Source organism: Chamaesiphon minutus PCC 6605, from assembly GCF_000317145.1.
Classification (GTDB): domain Bacteria; phylum Cyanobacteriota; class Cyanobacteriia; order Cyanobacteriales; family Chamaesiphonaceae; genus Chamaesiphon; species Chamaesiphon minutus.
Genome location: NC_019697.1, coordinates 4,158,631 through 4,172,362, shown reverse-complemented (window position 1 = coordinate 4,172,362; position 13,732 = coordinate 4,158,631). Strand labels below are relative to the sequence as shown.

The 13,732-nt window shown below is 45.5% G+C and carries 15 protein-coding genes and 1 pseudogene; 9 read left to right on the top strand and 7 right to left on the bottom strand.

Annotation, left to right across the window (positions count from 1 at the left end):
- Positions 1-116: 116 nt before the first annotated feature.
- Positions 117-518, top strand: coding sequence for a group I truncated hemoglobin (locus tag CHA6605_RS19085; protein ID WP_015161038.1), 402 nt, complete (start codon positions 117-119; stop codon positions 516-518).
- Here the strand turns inward: CHA6605_RS19085 and CHA6605_RS19080 are convergent.
- Entirely contained in the window at positions 515-2,140 is a 1,626-nt protein-coding gene (locus tag CHA6605_RS19080; protein ID WP_015161037.1) for an NAD(P)/FAD-dependent oxidoreductase, read from the bottom strand. The genes CHA6605_RS19085 and CHA6605_RS19080 overlap by 4 nt on opposite strands.
- Between CHA6605_RS19080 and CHA6605_RS36935 the strand changes: the two genes are divergently transcribed.
- Positions 2,139-2,417: a hypothetical protein gene (locus tag CHA6605_RS36935; RefSeq protein ID WP_198288373.1), complete on the top strand. Its 279-nt coding sequence runs from the start codon at positions 2,139-2,141 to the stop codon at positions 2,415-2,417. The two genes, CHA6605_RS19080 and CHA6605_RS36935, sit on opposite strands and share 2 nt — an antisense overlap.
- A 51-nt stretch (positions 2,418-2,468) precedes the next feature.
- Here CHA6605_RS36935 and CHA6605_RS19070 read toward each other — a convergent pair.
- Positions 2,469-2,801 (bottom strand): annotated as a pseudogene (locus tag CHA6605_RS19070) (DNA adenine methylase); the annotation flags it as partial.
- Positions 2,802-2,852: 51 nt separating this feature from the next.
- Entirely contained in the window at positions 2,853-3,074 is a 222-nt protein-coding gene (locus tag CHA6605_RS34355) for a hypothetical protein (RefSeq protein WP_015161035.1), read from the bottom strand.
- 151 nt (positions 3,075-3,225) lie between these two features.
- Here CHA6605_RS34355 and CHA6605_RS19065 point away from each other — a divergent pair, with 151 nt between their 5' ends.
- The gene (locus CHA6605_RS19065) at positions 3,226-3,861 is read left to right on the top strand and encodes a protein kinase domain-containing protein (RefSeq protein ID WP_198288372.1); all 636 of its coding nucleotides are present in this window, start codon (positions 3,226-3,228) and stop codon (positions 3,859-3,861) included.
- Positions 3,862-3,949: 88 nt separating this feature from the next.
- The gene (locus CHA6605_RS35825; RefSeq protein WP_269744610.1) at positions 3,950-5,287 is read left to right on the top strand and encodes a bifunctional serine/threonine-protein kinase/formylglycine-generating enzyme family protein; all 1,338 of its coding nucleotides are present in this window, start codon (positions 3,950-3,952) and stop codon (positions 5,285-5,287) included.
- Between the two features lie 178 nt (positions 5,288-5,465).
- Here the strand turns inward: CHA6605_RS35825 and CHA6605_RS36930 are convergent, their stop codons facing one another.
- Together CHA6605_RS36930 and acnB are read right to left on the bottom strand one after the other, a co-directional pair.
- Entirely contained in the window at positions 5,466-5,885 is a 420-nt protein-coding gene (locus CHA6605_RS36930; RefSeq protein WP_232432101.1) for an endonuclease domain-containing protein, read from the bottom strand.
- A gap of 129 nt (positions 5,886-6,014) precedes the next feature.
- Complete coding sequence (acnB, locus tag CHA6605_RS19050) at positions 6,015-8,597, bottom strand: bifunctional aconitate hydratase 2/2-methylisocitrate dehydratase (protein ID WP_015161032.1); 2,583 nt, start codon at positions 8,595-8,597, stop codon at positions 6,015-6,017.
- A gap of 142 nt (positions 8,598-8,739) precedes the next feature.
- Here acnB and CHA6605_RS19045 point away from each other — a divergent pair, with 142 nt between their 5' ends.
- The 5 genes from CHA6605_RS19045 to CHA6605_RS19030 all read left to right on the top strand — a co-directional run bounded on the left by CHA6605_RS19045 (position 8,740) and on the right by CHA6605_RS19030 (position 11,654).
- Positions 8,740-9,408: a hypothetical protein gene (locus tag CHA6605_RS19045; RefSeq protein WP_015161031.1), complete on the top strand. Its 669-nt coding sequence runs from the start codon at positions 8,740-8,742 to the stop codon at positions 9,406-9,408.
- A 219-nt stretch (positions 9,409-9,627) separates the two neighbouring features.
- Complete coding sequence (locus CHA6605_RS19040; protein ID WP_041549674.1) at positions 9,628-9,858, top strand: addiction module protein; 231 nt, start codon at positions 9,628-9,630, stop codon at positions 9,856-9,858.
- A complete protein-coding gene (locus CHA6605_RS19035; RefSeq protein WP_015161029.1) occupies positions 9,855-10,148 on the top strand; it encodes a type II toxin-antitoxin system RelE/ParE family toxin in 294 nt (97 codons plus the stop codon). Before CHA6605_RS19040 ends, CHA6605_RS19035 begins: the two co-directional genes overlap by 4 nt.
- A 107-nt stretch (positions 10,149-10,255) precedes the next feature.
- Positions 10,256-10,468, top strand: a complete 213-nt coding sequence (locus tag CHA6605_RS33070) for a DUF6737 family protein (RefSeq protein WP_015161028.1) — start codon at positions 10,256-10,258, stop codon at positions 10,466-10,468.
- A gap of 151 nt (positions 10,469-10,619) precedes the next feature.
- Positions 10,620-11,654, top strand: coding sequence for a hypothetical protein (locus CHA6605_RS19030; RefSeq protein ID WP_315874950.1), 1,035 nt, complete (start codon positions 10,620-10,622; stop codon positions 11,652-11,654).
- 111 nt (positions 11,655-11,765) lie between these two features.
- On the opposite strand, the gene tsf is transcribed toward CHA6605_RS19030, so the two are convergent.
- Together tsf and rpsB are read right to left on the bottom strand one after the other, a co-directional pair.
- A complete protein-coding gene (gene tsf, locus CHA6605_RS19025; protein ID WP_015161026.1) occupies positions 11,766-12,710 on the bottom strand; it encodes a translation elongation factor Ts in 945 nt (314 codons plus the stop codon).
- A gap of 192 nt (positions 12,711-12,902) precedes the next feature.
- Complete coding sequence (gene rpsB / locus CHA6605_RS19020) at positions 12,903-13,694, bottom strand: 30S ribosomal protein S2 (RefSeq protein ID WP_015161025.1); 792 nt, start codon at positions 13,692-13,694, stop codon at positions 12,903-12,905.
- Positions 13,695-13,732: the final 38 nt, after the last annotated feature.

Genomic DNA, 13,732 nt, shown 5'->3' with positions numbered 1-13,732 from the left:
CTGCTAACTTAGAGCTAACTGTGATAATTATGTCTTTTAACTTATTATCGATTTTGACAGTAAAGTTGTCGATCGGGGTTTAAAATAGACAAAATTTTAAACCGACAGGAGTAAATATGTCAGAGCAAATGCCAGCAAAATCTCTATACGAACGTCTGGGAGGCGTATACTCAATCGCGACTGTTGTCGATGATTTTATCGATCGAATTATGGTCGATCCTCGGCTCAATTCCAATCCCCTGGTCGATGAGGCACACCATCGCGTGTCACCTGCTGGATTCAAATATCTGGTTACGGAAATGTCTTGCTGGGCGATTGGCGGCCCCCAACAGTATAGCGGTCGATCGATGTATGATGCTCACGCTCATCTCAAGATTACCAGGGAGGAATGGGCGGCTTTTATGGAAGATCTCGATGCTACTTTCGATAAATTCAATGTTCCACAACCCGAACGGGCGGAATTTATTGCCATTATCGAAAGTACTAAACCAGATATTGTTTTGCCAACAGCTAGCTAGCAATTGGTAGTGGCGATCTCCAATTGTGACTGGATGCTTAAAGCTACAGCCTCGGCTACTTTAATTCCATCGACCCCAGCCGAAAGGATACCCCCAGCGTAGCCAGCTCCTTCGCCTGCGGGGTAAAGTCCTTTCGTGTTTAGGCTCTGATAATCATTGCCACGTTTAATACAGATCGGCGATGAAGTGCGAGTTTCGACTCCCGTTAATACGGCATCGTGCATGGCAAAACCATTAAGTTGCTTATCGAAAGCCGGAATCGCTTCGCGAATTGCCTCGATCGCGTAATCCGGTAAACTCGAACCCAAATCGCAGAGGTGGATACCAGGCTTATATGACGGTCTGACAGTCCCTAATTGTGTCGAGGCTTTCCCAACCAAAAAGTCGCCTACGAGTTGTCCAGGAGCCTCGTAGGTGCCGCCACCTAACTCGAATGCTCGTTCTTCTAACCGTCGCTGAAACTCAATTCCAGCGATCGAACTACCTGGATAATCCTCTGGCGTAATCCCGACGACGATACCACTATTGGCATTCTTACCACTGCGTTCGTACTGGCTCATCCCATTGGTGACAACTCGCCCCACTTCAGATGTTGCCGCCACGACTTGCCCACCTGGACACATGCAAAAACTATAAACCGATCGACCGTTGGCACAATGATGAACCAGACTATAATCAGCCGCACCGAGCATCGGATGTCCGGCTTGAGATCCGAGTCTACACTTATCGATAATTGATTGGGGATGTTCGATCCGAAACCCGATCGAAAATGGCTTGGGTTCGATATATACTCCCGCATGGTGGAGCATCTCAAAGGTATCGCGGGCACTATGTCCGACAGCAAGAATCACATGGTTGCTGGGAATATATTCGCCACTAGCCAGGGTGACACCGCAGACTTGTCCGTTTTCGATATTAAGCTGCTCTACCCGACTCTGAAAGCGGATTTCGCCACCGAGGGATTCAATGGAATTGCGGATATTTTCGACGATTTTTACCAGTCGATAGGTGCCAATGTGCGGCTTATTGACATAGAGAATTTCCGACGCCGCACCAGCATTAACTAGCTCTGCCAATACCTTACGCCCGTGATGGTTGGCATCTTTGATCCGACTATAAAGCTTACCATCAGAAAATGTCCCCGCACCACCTTCGCCAAATTGAGCATTCGATTCGGGATTGAATTTTGCCTTGCTCCAAAACCCGAACGTATCCACAGATCGATCGTGTACCGCCTTTCCCCGTTCCAAAATGATGGGGCGAAATCCCATCTGGGCGAGTAATAACCCTGCAAACATCCCACATGGCCCGCAGCCAATCACGATCGGGCGTTGTGCTAATCCAGATCGGGCATGAGTAACATAACGATAGCTAGTATCGGGTGTCGGTACAACATGCACGTCTTTCTTGAACTTTTGGAGGAGTTGTTGCTCTCTGGTCGTCTCGATGTCGATGATATAAACAAAGGAAATTGCTCCCTTTTTGCGCGCATCGTAGCTCCGCTTGAAGATCGTATAGCGGATGAGATCTTTAGACGCGATCGAGAGTTTTTTGAGGATGGCGGACTGGATATCTGCTTCGGTGTGTTCCAGTGGCAGTTTGACTTCGGAGAGGCGGAGCATGAACGTTATCCCGATCGGGTATGGCAAAATCTACTGTTCTTATTCTGTCACAATGGTTATAGTTGCTGCCCAAAACATCAACAGCGGCAGTATGACAGAAGCTACTATTCGCCATTCCCTAAGCCGCTTTCGGCTGCACTTCTCAATGAAAGCTATAACTCTTTTAGGGGTTGACTCACGGCACTATCTGGTTCACTTAAAACAAGCTGCTGGTATTCCTCGACGTACTTTGTCCGAGAACGATGAAATAAATGTAGAAAATGACGCAAAAAGCTGATGCAATCTAGCACGGCTATTTCAACTCCACCTGTTTTCTCATACAGGCTTTTCGCACTTGTCTAGCACAGACGAAAAAACGCCGAGCGCGTTCTAGTTCGGTGATTCCTTCTGTCTGGCGAAGGCTGGCTAATGCTAGTTCTTCACGAGAGAAAGGTGTTAAACCGATGGCTTCAATCAGAGGCTCTTTTTGGTCGCGGAGGACGCGAAAAAAATTCACGACTTCGCTGTGGATATCGTTATAAGTTTCAACGGGAGATGGAGGGCGATTGATGATGACAGCAGCGGAGCCACCAAATACGTCGCAAAAATGTTGTGTTGGTGGTAGTAGGGGTAAAAGCCAGTCGAGGTGGCTATATTTTCCGCCATACCAGCCAAATGCGACCGCCTAGCGGCGCGCTTCGCGATCGATTTTCCCATAGTCTTTAGTTGAATCTCACCGAAAAGTGCTGTTTAGTGGAGTAGTCATATTATCCCTCAACTTCCGCAGGTAAATCCCCTCCTCGGAGGGGTGCCCGAAGGGCGGGGTGGGTAGATCTCCGCTTGCACCCTCTCTCTCCGAATGCTTGGGATTAGATGGCATACTTTCGATCGATTCATCTAATTCTAACGGCTGAGATCGATCGCAATTCTCGATCGAGTCTGCTAATTCTGACATTTCAAGTAGAATCAAACTATGGATTTAGTGTAACCGCGATCGATAATTAGTGAGTGAGTAGCGAAGATCTACCCACCCCGCCCGTTGGGCACCCCTCCGAGGAGGGGATTTTTTAACTTGTGGGTGGGAGATGGGAATACTAATTGTAAGCATGAATATTCCCTCCTCAGCCGCCCTAGATATGAGCTATTGCATCAACCCTACCTGTCCCGCTCCAGATAAGAATAGCCCCACCACCAATTTCTGTATGTCCTGTGGGGCAAAGATCCTGCTCAAGGATCGCTATCGCGCGCTGAAGCTATTAGGACAAGGTGGGTTTGGTAAAACCTTCAAAGCAGTAGATGAAGACCAACCCCGTAAGCCGTTGTGTGTCATCAAACAGTTTGCGTTTAGCAACAATCATCCTGAAACCAGACAGATTGCCCTCAAGCTGTTCTACGAGGAGGCACAACATTTAGAAGCATTGGGCAAACACGAGCAGATTCCCGAACTCCTTGCCTACTTTGATATCGAGGGTCAGCCCTATCTGGTGCAACAGTTTATCGATGGGCAAGATTTGGAGCAGGAATTAGCCACTGCTGGCACTTTTAACCAAGTCAAGATCCGCGAGTTACTGGAGTCGTTATTACCAGTTTTAGATTTCTTACACCATCAGTCACCACCAGTCATCTGTGACAAGTTAAGGTTTTCGATCGAATGTCAACACCCATATATAGCGTGGCTGTTGGTTCGGTCTCACTATATATCAAAAAACTCGATTGATAGTGCTAATGTATTCGATCTCTGAATATCTGATGTAACGGTCGATCGAAGGATCGCCAAACGTGCTTGACAATTGCGATCGCGCCTTAACTTGTCACGAATGACCACCAGTTATTCATCGCGATATCAAGCCAGCGAATATCATTCGGCGGCGCAGTGATGGTGGTTTGGTATTGGTCGATTTTGGTGCGGCGAAGCAAGCGACTCAATCGATGTTGGCTAAAACCGGAACGGCGATTGGTAGTGCGGAATTTGCAGCACCGGAGCAAGCTAGACGTAAACCAGTATTTGCTAGCGATATTTATAGTTTGGGGGTGACTTGTATCTATCTGCTGACTCAAGTTTCACCTTTCGATTTGTTTGATATGAATGAAGATGCTTGGGTATGGCGAGATTATTTGGTTAATAATCCGGTGGATGAAAAGCTGGGTAAGGTATTAGACAAGATGATTGCTAATGTTTTACCTCAACGATATCAGTCAGCGATCGATGTACTAACTGATTTGACTGGTTTTGCACGAAATACTATATCTACTCTGCCACCTTCTTCAGCATCGAAACTAGAGAATCTAGATTTATCTATAAATCACGATCCTAATCTAGAATTTTTTGAGTTTGAAACAGCACAAATTGTGACTATTAAGAAGACTGTTAAAAAGAAAATATCTCTAAAAGAGGGCGTTGTATTTAAGCGATGGGTAGAACATGAAATAGATGAGATGATTGATGTCCCAGAAGTGCAGAGGCGAAAGGGCAAAGCACAGCAATTTGTGCAAGATTTAGAAAACGGCGTAAAATTAGAAATGGTTTATATTCCCGCTGGAAGCTTCATGATGGGTTCTAATAAAAATAATAAGGAAAAACCCATCCACCAAGTCAATCTCTCACCTTTCTACATGGGTAAATACACCATCACCCAGCAGCAGTATCAAGCGATTATGGGCACAAATCCATCTCGCTTTAAAGGTAAAAATCGTCCTGTCGAAAACATTAGCTGGGATGATGCTTTTAAATTCTGTGAGAAATTATCTCGACATATAGGGCGAGAATATACTCTTCCTACTGAGAGCCAGTGGGAGTATGCTTGTAGAGCTGGAACTACTACCTCTTTTTACTTTGGAGAGACAATTACCAGTGATTTAGTAAACTACAGTGAATTTCATAAAGAAACGACTGACGTTGGTAGCTTTCCCCCTAATGCATTTGGCTTGTATGATATGCACGGAAATGTTTGTGAATGGTGCTTAGATACATGGCATGAGAATTATATGAGAGCACCAATGAATGGAAGTGCATGGATTGAAAATAATAAAACTTTTTTCTATGTATTGCGCGGCGGTTCATTTTTGGATAAATCTGATCGCTGTAACAGCGCATTTCGTGATTGGTATACGCACGCAGCTAAACTTCACTATAATGGTCTTCGGGTAGTGTGTTTACCTTTCTCATAATACCGTTAGTTTTATAGATTGGATTAAACAATCTTAAAATTAAATCTTTTGAATTGCATTGAAATTATCTTTTATCGTCGATCCAAAGCTCGATCGACTCTACCACCATTTCCATATTCAGCTTCACATCAACATCATTAAACCTTAAAAATCTCACACCCAAAGATTCTAAACGTTCTTATCTAATCTCATCATTAACCTTTGCTTCCTCGCCATCGTGACTGCTGCCATCAATTTCAATCGCTAACTTTAAATCCTTGCAATAGAAATCGACAATATATCGATCAATCGGACGTTGCCTGTCAAAATCATAACCCCGCATCTGCTTCCGTTTCAAGCGTTGCCACAACAACACCTCACCCAAAGTCATATTCTGCCGTAACTTCCGCGCCAACTCCTTCAAATACCGCTCATACCCAATAATCTCCCGCCTCCGAAAAATCCCCTCCTCGGAGGGGTGCCCAGCGGGCGGGGTGGGTAGATCTCCGCTTGCACTCATAAAACCCGAATGTTTGGGATTAGGTGGCATACTGTCGATCGAGTCTTCTAATTCTAACTGCTCAGATCGATCGCAATCTTCTAATTTCGGCTCTGACATCGATCGGATAATCAAATTACAGATTTAGTGTACCCACGATCGATCGTGATCTCTAGTAATTAGCGTAGATCTGACCCACCCCGCCCTTCGGGCACCCCTCCTCGGAGGGGATTTTACAAGCCATGTTTTTTAGACTTCGGCCAGCTTTCTCACCTCATCCACCGAGATAGTTCGACCCTCATCTTCAAAACCAGAAATCTGATCGAAATTGAGATAGCGATACAGATCCCCAGCAAACGGATTGATTTTCTTACTCATCAAATCCAGATATTCCGGTACCGTCGGAATCCGTCCCAACAGCGAACATACCGCCGCTAATTCTGCCGAACCGAGATAGACTTGGGCACCTTTACCCATCCGGTTATTGAAATTGCGGGTGGATGTCGAGAATACCGTAGCATTATCGGCGGTGCGGGCTTGATTGCCCATACAGAGACTGCATCCGGGCATTTCTGTCCGTGCGCCAGCGGCATCGAAGATCGCGTACATGCCTTCGGCTTTGAGTTGGGATTCGTCCATGCGGGTGGGGGGACAAATCCACAATTGGGTAGTGACTGCGGGTTCGCCGTCGAGGACTTTGGCGGTGGCGCGGTAGTGTCCGATATTAGTCATGCAGGAGCCGACGAAGACTTCATCGATTTTATCGCCTGCGACTTCGCTCAGGAGTTTGATATTGTCGGGGTCGTTGGGAGCGGCGACGATCGGTTCGGTAATTGTATTAAGATCGATCTCGATGATTTCTGCGTATTCGGCATCGGCATCGGCGGACATTAATACGGGATTAGCCAGCCAAGCTTCCATCTGGGCGACGCGACGTAAAATGGTGCGAGGATCGCCATAACCGCGTGCGACCATGTTTTTGAGTAGGGCGACGTTGGAGCGGATATATTCGGTGACGGTGGTTTCGCTGAGTTTAATCGTCGAGCCAGCGCAGGAACGCTCTGCGGTGGCATCGGTGAGTTCAAAGGCTTGTTCGACTTTGAGGTCTGGTAAGCCTTCGATTTCCATAATCCGCCCAGAGAAGACGTTGAGTTTATTTTGTTTGTCGTTGGTGAGTAAGCCTTTTTGCATGGCGACGTAGGGAATCGCATTGACGATATCGCGGAGGGTAACTCCGGGCTGTAATTCGCCTGTGAAGCGCACTAAGACAGATTCGGGCATATCTAAGGGCATCGCACCCAGAGCGGCGGCGAAGGCGACTAAACCAGATCCTGCGGGGAAGGAAATGCCCAGGGGGAAACGGGTGTGGGAGTCACCGCCCGTGCCGACGGTATCGGGGAGGAGCATCCGATTTAGCCAGGAGTGGATGATGCCATCGCCAGGGCGAAGGGCAACGCCACCGCGTTGGGCGAAGAAGTCGGGTAGTTCTTCGTGGGTTTTGATGTCTACTGGTTTGGGATAGGCGGCGGTGTGACAGAAGCTCTGCATGACTAAATCGGCACTGAAACCCAGACAGGCGAGTTCTTTGAGTTCGTCGCGAGTCATCGGCCCCGTGGTATCTTGGGAACCAACGGTGGTCATTAAGGGTTCACAGGACATGCCAGGGCGCACGCCGGATAATCCGCAGGCTTTGCCGACCATTTTTTGGGCGAGGGTGTAGCCTTTGCCTGTATCGGTGGGTTGTGTGGGGCGGGTAAAGATGGTGCTGGGGGGTAATCCCAATGCGATGCGGGTTTTGTCGGTGAGGGTGCGCCCGATGAGGAGGGGAATTCGACCACCAGCGCGGACTTCATCGAGAATGGTGTCGGGTTTGAGGCTGAAGGTGGAGAGGGTTTCGCCTGCTTCATTGGTAATTTTGCCAGCATAGGGATGGATGGTGATGACCATACCAGTTTCGAGCATGGTAATATCACACTCGATCGGTAAACTCCCCGAATCTTCAGCAGTATTAAAGAAAATCGGCGCGATTTTACTACCCAAAATATAACCACCCGTGCGCTTATTCGGGACGCAGGGAATATCTGCGCCGATATACCAGAGAACGGAATTAATCGCCGATTTCCGCGAGGAACCCGTACCGATTGTATCGCCGACGTAGGCGATCGAGTGTCCCTTTTGTTTCAATTCAGCGATAGTTGCCAAACTCCCAGGCTGGCGAGTTTCTAGCATCGCCAGGGCATGGAGAGGAATATCGGGGCGACTGGTAGCTTCTGTTGCAGGAGATAAGTCGTCGGTGTTGGTTTCACCAGGGACTTTGAAGACGGTGACGGTAATGGTTTCGGGCAGGGTGGGGCGAGATGTGAACCACTCAGCATTCGCCCAGGCATCGATGACTTGTTTGGCGTAGGGGTTGGTTTGGGAGAGTTCCCACACGTCGTTAAATGCGTCGTAAACTAGGACGATTTTACTCAGTGCTTTGACTGCGGCTGTAGCAAGTTCGGTACGATCGGATTCGAGAAGGTCAATGAGCGATCGAACATTATAACCACCTAACATCGTACCTAATAACTCGATCGATTCGATCTTGTTAATCAGGGGACAATTAACTTTACCCGTAGTAATGCTAGTCAGGAAGCCAGCTTTGACATAAGCAGCCGGATCTACTCCAGGTGGAACCCTGTCTCGCAATAATGCTATTAAGTTAGCCTCTTCACCTGCTGGTGGATGTTGTAACAGTTCGCAGAGGGCACTGGTTTGTTCGGCATCGAGCGGTAATGGGGGAATTCCCAATGCGGCTCGATCGGCTGTATGTTGGCGATATGCTTCTAACATCTGGATTTAGCTTCTGTATCTAGGTTGTTCTATTTTAAGTTACCATTTAGTCTAAATGCACAATGAATATACCACTGGCTGGTACGGGCGAAGTCGTACCCTATCTATAAATGTTCAAATTAAATCAATAAACTTGTAAATAATGCTGACGAAGCAAGATCTATCGTCCATCAAAAAATTTTATGGACGGCAAATGGAAGAAAGCAGTGGTGGGCGTATTCGGCGGTTTCTTTCTAGTATTAGTATTGGTTATGTTACTCTCGCCGATGAGTACAGTAATTTAGAATTTGAAACACAATTCCCATCTACAAATATCTCCGATGATATCGATCGATATCATCGGGAAGGGTTTCCAAAAGTTAAGTGGCTTCCAGATGCAATTAAGATTAAAAGGCTAGATTCAAGCAAAGTACCAGTATCGGTAATTGAGTCTTTTAATCGTCATATTTGGTATTCCAGATACTGTTTAACGGAGATTCATGTCGTAAAGTTTCATGTTGCTAATCTTGAGACTTTTGCTGTGTATATTGAAGGTTATGTTGATGACGGGTGGGACAATGGTATTACAGGTTGGGAAATATATGAGGCTAGTGGCAATTTTATTTTCTCACTAATCAGATCGAATGGTAAATGGTTTCGTGAAGATAACTTTATTACAAGCGAAGATTTCGGCACAGCCAAATATTGTCCGTCTTATACCCCAGAATTAGCGGCACAATCACCATCGCCAATATGGATAGAAGAAGGGTACAATGGTTTTTGGTCTTTCCCTCTTTGGTCGGAGGATGAAGTTAAGCTCGTAAGGCGATAAAGTGGGTGATGTGCTGATGTTTGACTAATACTTTAGATCGACGTTTCATTTTTATGGGAAATAATGATAAATGTTCGATCGATCTTCGCGATTTCGTTATTTTCCTAGAAAAACCGAGTTGATGACTCCCCAAGCTAAAATGAGGGTGTTCGATCGATCGATCCTTCTGTTGACGCTTTTGCTAAAATGGAGGTATGGTTAACACCTGGAAAAATAAGTATGATATCACTCGATCGATTGACAGCAGAAATCTTATCCTTGCCTAGTGCATCCAGAGCAATCCTCGCAGACAAGCTAATTGAGAGCCTAGAGTTTGACATCGACACCGATATTCAATCCGCTTGGAGTTCAGAAGCAAAAAAACGCCGAGATGAGGTGCGGGATGGATCTGTGCGGGCTATTCCTGGCGATGATGCACTAGCACAGGTTCGGAACTCGATCGATCTATGAAATATGTATTTCATCCAGACGCTTTAGCTGAGTATGGTGAAGCGGTTAAATACTATGCAAATCAAAATAGGGAGATTGCTCAAGCCTTTATTAATTCGATCGAGGATGCAGTTTACCGAATTCGAGAATCTGCTACTCGCTATCCTGAGATTGATGAAGATGTGCGCCGATGTATGACTCGTAAATTTCCGTATGCAATTCTATATTCGATCGAGCAAGACTATCTTCTCATCATCGCCGTGATGCACTGTAGTCGCAAACCAAATTACTGGAAAAATCGCCAACCTTAATGCTGTCCCAGATCTAGTGCGTTCCCTAAACATTGTTTGCGCTGAGTTAATATTTCTCGATCGAGTTTAGCACTATGATTAATCTAAGTAAAATAATTAATTAAATCGTGAGCAAGACAAACCTTTGGGAATCTAAGCCTTGGTGGTGTCAGCCGTGGACGATTATCTTGACTGGGATAATTATCATTGCAGGTAGTTGGCTGGTATTTCATACTTTTTGGTTAACTGTGCCAGTAGGGGCATTAATTGTGCTGTGGTGGACTTATTTTTTGATTGTTGTACCGCGTATATTGGCGGCGAAAGATTTAGATCGATCGTGATATTTTATTAGTTCTGGTGCGTTAGGCTGGCGCGATAACACACCGTAATCGTGATAAAAAGCGCGATCCTTTAGAAAAGTTATTGCAGATTGCATAAAATAGCACAGCGTGGATCGATCGAGTGGCAGGAAAATAGTGTAAATCGTTCGTGATGATTCATATGCACAAGATTCCTGACTGGTATATTCTTCCTAGTGCTGCATACACGATTAGTAGAAAGCAAATTAAATATTATAATTTTCTAGAAAAACAACCAGAAAATGGTGATGTTGTCTATGGGAAAGTTACTAGACTCGGGCAACATGTCGAACTAGAGAATAAATCGGGAAGAATTCACAGGCTCAATGAAGGCTCGACAGCGATCTTTGTATTTGGGAATCGCTATGCGCCGGATTTTTATGAAGGAACTATCCCGCTAACGATGACAAATAAGGTCGATCTGTTGGCTCGATCGGGTATTATTGGCAATGTCCAAGTTAAAAACTCATCGGTTAAAGAACCTACTCAGATCAAAATATTAGGTTATATTTGTGATTCCACTGGTGAAGTTGTTAATACCCGTAACTATCCGTTAATTCAACCCAAGAAAACGGAGAAAAAAGAAGATAGATCCAAATTAATTCTATTTATCGGGACTAGTATGAACTCTGGTAAGAGTACTAGTGCGACAGCTTGTTGTTGGGCGTTGACTACCATGGGATATGATGTTCGTGCTTCTAAGGTGACGGGTACTGCTAGTCTTAAAGATATTTTGCACATGCAAGATGCGGGAGCTTCGATCGTTAATGACTTTACACATTTTGGATTTCCATCTACTTACCTTTTAGAAGAAAAAGAAGTAGTGAAAATATTTAACGATCTCGATCTTAAGTATGCTAATAATCCTAAAAATTATTGGTGTGTTGAATTAGCAGACGGAATTTTACAACGAGAAACAGCACTATTATTGAAGTCTCCAGACGTGCGATCGCGGATTCACAAGCTGATATTTGCCGCTCATGATACTTTTGGTGCGATCGGGGGCTTAAATGTCCTCAAGCAGGAATTTGGCCTAGTTCCAGATGCTATTTCGGGTGTGTGTTCTAGTTCGCCATTATTTCTACGAGAGTTAGCTGAATTTACTGATATCCCCGTTTTCAATAACATCGATTGCAATCTCAAACAATTATCAGAATTATTGATTTAAATATCTTGCTAAATCGATAAATGAATTTGTAGGAATTGTACCTTCGACCTATCAATAAAAAAGATAGGTCTAAATTTAGACCTATCTTTTTTATTGATATTACCTAATAACTTAGGCTTTGCCCATTTGAGCTGCAACTTCAGCAGCGAAATCAGATTCGACTTTCTCGATCCCTTCGCCGAGGATAAAGCGAGTGAAACGGCGGACTGTAATATCTTCGCCCAACTGTTTGGTAGTTTGAGCGATCAACTCAGTTACCGTGATATTTTGATCCTTAATGTAGGGTTGATCTACTAAGGTCATTTCTTTAAGGCGTTTGTCGATACGTCCTTGGACGATCTTTTCTTTGATATTGTCGGGTTTATTGGCAATATCGTCGCGTCCCATTTCGATTTCTTTTTCCTTAGCTGCGATCGCTTCAGGAATTTCGGAGACGTTGATATACTCGACATTAGGACAGGCAGCAACTTGCATTGCCAAGTTCCTGGCTAATACTTTGAAATCATCGCTGTCTGCCACTTTTGCAGAAGTACACCCGACTTCTAACAATACGCCGACTCTGCCACCAGTGTGGATGTAGCAATCAACAGCACCTTGAGTATCATCAGCAACGTGATAGTTAGCTAAGCGACGCACGTTGAGATTTTCACCAATTTTGGCGATCGATTGGACAATTGCTTCTGATACTTTGATGCTACTGTCAGCCGCATAGGGTTGAGTCAAAAGTGCATCGACGCTATCGGCAGTAATCGCTTGGTGTGCCAGACTTTGGACTAATTCTTTGAAAGCATCGTTGCGTGCCACAAAGTCTGTTTGACAGTTGACTTCGATTAACACGCCAGTTTTGCCGTCGGCTTGAATATAGTTATCGACTAAGCCTTCAGCAGTTACTCTGTCACTTTTTTTGCCAGCAGCAACCATGCCTTTTTGACGCAGCCATTCTGACGCTTTGGTCAAATCGCCTTCAGTTTCGCCTAAAGCTTTTTTACAGTCCATCATACCTGCACCCGTCTGGCGGCGCAGTTCTTGAACCATCTTTGCAGTTATTTCAGCCATTTTCCTTTATCTGTGTTCGAGATGGTTTTTGGTAGAGGGGTAAAGGTCAAGGGGTAAAGGGTAAGGGGTAAAGGGTAAGGGGTAAATTACATGATGCATTCATCCCTTTCCCCTTTTCCCTTTCCCCTTTCCCCCAGCCTCACAATTAACTAAATAATTGCTGCAACAATCCCTAATCCCTATTCCCTAATTTTAGCCTTCGCTGCCTTCATCAGCAGCTTCAGCAAATTCTCCTTCTTCATCGAAGTCGTCTTCAACGTCTTCATAGCCATCGTAAGGATCGATATCGGCACCTTCAAGTTGACCGTGACGACCTTCATAAATCGCATCGGCGAGTTTGCCGAGGATTAGTTTGACGGAACGAATTGCATCGTCATTCGCGGGGATAGCTACATCAACCAAGTCGGGGTCGCAGTTGGTATCTAGTAGCGAGACAATCGGAATGTTTAGCTTTTGGCATTCCAACATCGCGTTATATTCCCGTCGTTGATCGACAACAATGACGATATCGGGTACCTTGCGCATATTCTTGATCCCACCCAGATATTTCTGGAGTTTAGCCATTTCCCGTCGCAGTACGGAAGCTTCTTTCTTGGGTAACAAATCTAGCGCGCCGCTGGCTTCACGACGTTCGAGATCTTTCAAGCGTTCGACCCGACTTTTGATCGTCGTCCAGTTGGTAAGCATTCCCCCCAACCACCGTTGGTTGATGTACGCTGCACCACACCGACTCGCTTCTTGTGCGATGATACCTGCTGCTTGACGTTTGGTACCGACAAACAGAAACCGTTTGCCTTGTTCTGCGGCTGTCCGCATATACGTATAGGCTTCTTCCATCAACTGGGCGGTTTGCACCAAGTCGATAATGTGTACGCCGTTGCGCGCAGTGAAGATGTATGGAGCCATTTTGGGGTTCCAACGTCTGGTTTGGTGTCCGAAGTGGACGCCAGACTCCATCATTTGCGCCAAGGTTACTACTGGCATAAGATTCTTTACTCCTAATCGGGTTTATCCTCCATCCA